Annotated in this window: 2 protein-coding genes; both read left to right on the forward strand. The window is 51.8% G+C overall.

The genetic code is table 11. The annotated features are described in order from the left end of the window. The coding region (gene argS / locus ACLTD4_RS33780; protein WP_412331980.1) for an arginine--tRNA ligase at positions 1 to 991 on the forward strand (991 nt) is incomplete at its 5' end. A gap of 24 nt (positions 992 to 1,015) precedes the next feature. Next, the coding region (locus tag ACLTD4_RS33785; RefSeq protein WP_412331981.1) for an SNF2 helicase associated domain-containing protein at positions 1,016 to 2,410 on the forward strand (1,395 nt) is incomplete at its 3' end.

Here is a 2,410-nt window from a genome sequence, read left to right on the forward strand (position 1 = left end):
AAATGTAACCTTCGATTTATGGAAGGGAGAGAGCGACGCGCAGGACTATATTCCGGGGCTGATTAAGGAGCTGGAAGACAGGAAGCTGGCGTATGAGAGCCAGGGAGCGCTGGTGGTCGATATCGCCGAGCCGGGCGATTCCAAGGAACTTCCGCCCTGCATCATCCGCAAATCCGACGGCGCGGCCCTCTATTCTACCTCAGATCTGGGAACCATTCTGGAGCGTGAGAAGGAATACTGCCCGGACTGGTATATTTATATAACAGACAAGCGTCAGGAGCTTCATTTTACCCAGGTGTTCCGCGTGGCCAAGAAGGCCGGATTCGTACCGGAAGAGCGCAAGATGTCCCATTTAGGCTTCGGCACCATGAATGGAAAGGACGGCAAGCCGTTTAAGACAAGAGACGGCGGTGTGATGCGTCTGGAGACCCTGATTTCTGATATTGACACAGCGGCATATGATAAGATTATGGAGAACCGCTCCGTGTCCGAGGAAGAGGCGTTAAAGACCTCAAAGATCGTCGGTATGGCGGCTCTCAAGTACGGCGACTTATCGAATCAGGCTTCCAAGGACTACATTTTCGATATGGACCGTTTCGTCTCCTTTGAGGGAAACACAGGTCCCTATATCCTGTATACGATTGTGCGTATCAAGTCCATCCTTGCTAAGGCTTCCGAGCTGGAAGTGCAGAGCGTGTGCACGGGAGATATCCTTCCGGCCGCCTCCGGTGTGGAAAAAGATTTGATGCTTCAGCTTTCGAAATATAATGAGGTGATCGAGACCAGTTTTCTGGAACTGGCTCCCCATAAGATCTGCCAGTACGTATATGAACTGGCTAACGCGTTCAACCGGTTCTATCACGACACGAAGATCATTGCCGAGGAAAACGAAAAACAGCGTGCTTCCTGGCTCAGTCTGATCAGTCTGGCGAAGGATGTACTTACCGCCTGTATCGATCTGCTTGGAATTGAGGCTCCGGAACGTATGTAATGTGTGAACGGATGTGAAAAACTTATGAAAGTATCACAGATGACAACAAGCGCCTTCTGGAAAGGCGAATCGGGCGTAAAAGGCCTGGTTGAAGACCAGGGAAAACAGTATAAAGCTAATTTATATATCAAGGGTAGTCAGGTTTATGACTACTCTTGTTCCTGTGTGCAGGGAAATTCCTATAAGGGGATGTGTCCGCACTGTCAGGAGCTCTACAGGGAGTACCGGGAAAAGACGGCTGAGAATTCGGGACGGCCCGTCACCACCTCCCAGCAGGCCAGAACCATGATCCGGGAGTACACCAACCGGGAAGTAGCTCAGATCATTATTGAGGGAGAAGAAAAGCAGGTGCAGCTGGCTGTCCGTATCATTGCGGACCGGAGCGATGTGAAGCTGGAATTCCGTCTGGGGCGGGAACGTTTCTATGTGCTCAAGGATCTTGTGGCGTTTACGAGAGCGGTAGAGAGCGGTTCACTGGTGGAATATGGGAAGAACCTGGCCTTCCACCACAATCTGTCCGTCTTTGCAAAGGAGAGCAGGCCGCTGGTGGAATTCATCATGGAACTGGTCAACACTTACTGTGAGCACTATGAACAGTTTCAGAAGAGCTCTTTTTCGACCCTGCCGACCCTGCGGGGCTTAAATTTGAGCCGGGGCAACCGGGACCGCTTCTTCAGCCTGATGATGGGCGAGACGCTGGAACTGGAGGACTACCGTGCCCACAAGAGAATGGTGACGGTGACGGATCATAATCCCGATCTGTCGGTCAAAGTCAGAAGGAAGGGACGGGATGGTATCCTGGTATCCATCGACAAGGATCTTCTGATCTTTGAGGGGGAGCGCCACCTCTATGTGGTGGACAAGGAACGGATCTTTCGCTGTGACGAAGCATGCAGTGCCACACTGCACGTCTTCCTGGAGCAGATGATAAAGAGCTTCGGTTCCAAATGTGAGGCGGAAGTGAATGACAAGGATATGCCGCTTTTCTATGAGCGCGTGCTGAAAAAGATCGCTGCGTACAGTACGATCGACGCAGGCGGCGTGGAACTGGAGGCATACAAGCCGGAGGAACTGAAAGCGAGATTCGAGTTCGACAGCCAGGGACCGAACGATCTGGTCTTAAAGCCGGTTCTGTCTTATGGGGAATACTCGTTTCAGCCGGTGGAAGATGAGAAGCTTCCCAGAACCGTATGCCGGGATGTGCCGGGAGAATTCCGGGTCAGCCAGCTGATTACAAAGTACTTTAAATATAAGGAACACGATACCGAATATCCGGCGATCCGCGACGACGAGGAGGCCATCTACCGCCTTTTAACGGAGGGCATGAGCGAGTTCATGGCTCAGGGTGAGGTATATTTGTCGGAGTCCTTTAAAAAACTGAAGGTTCTTCCGCCCCCGAAGATTTCCATCGGTGTGAAG

This window comes from Hungatella sp. (assembly GCF_046966825.1).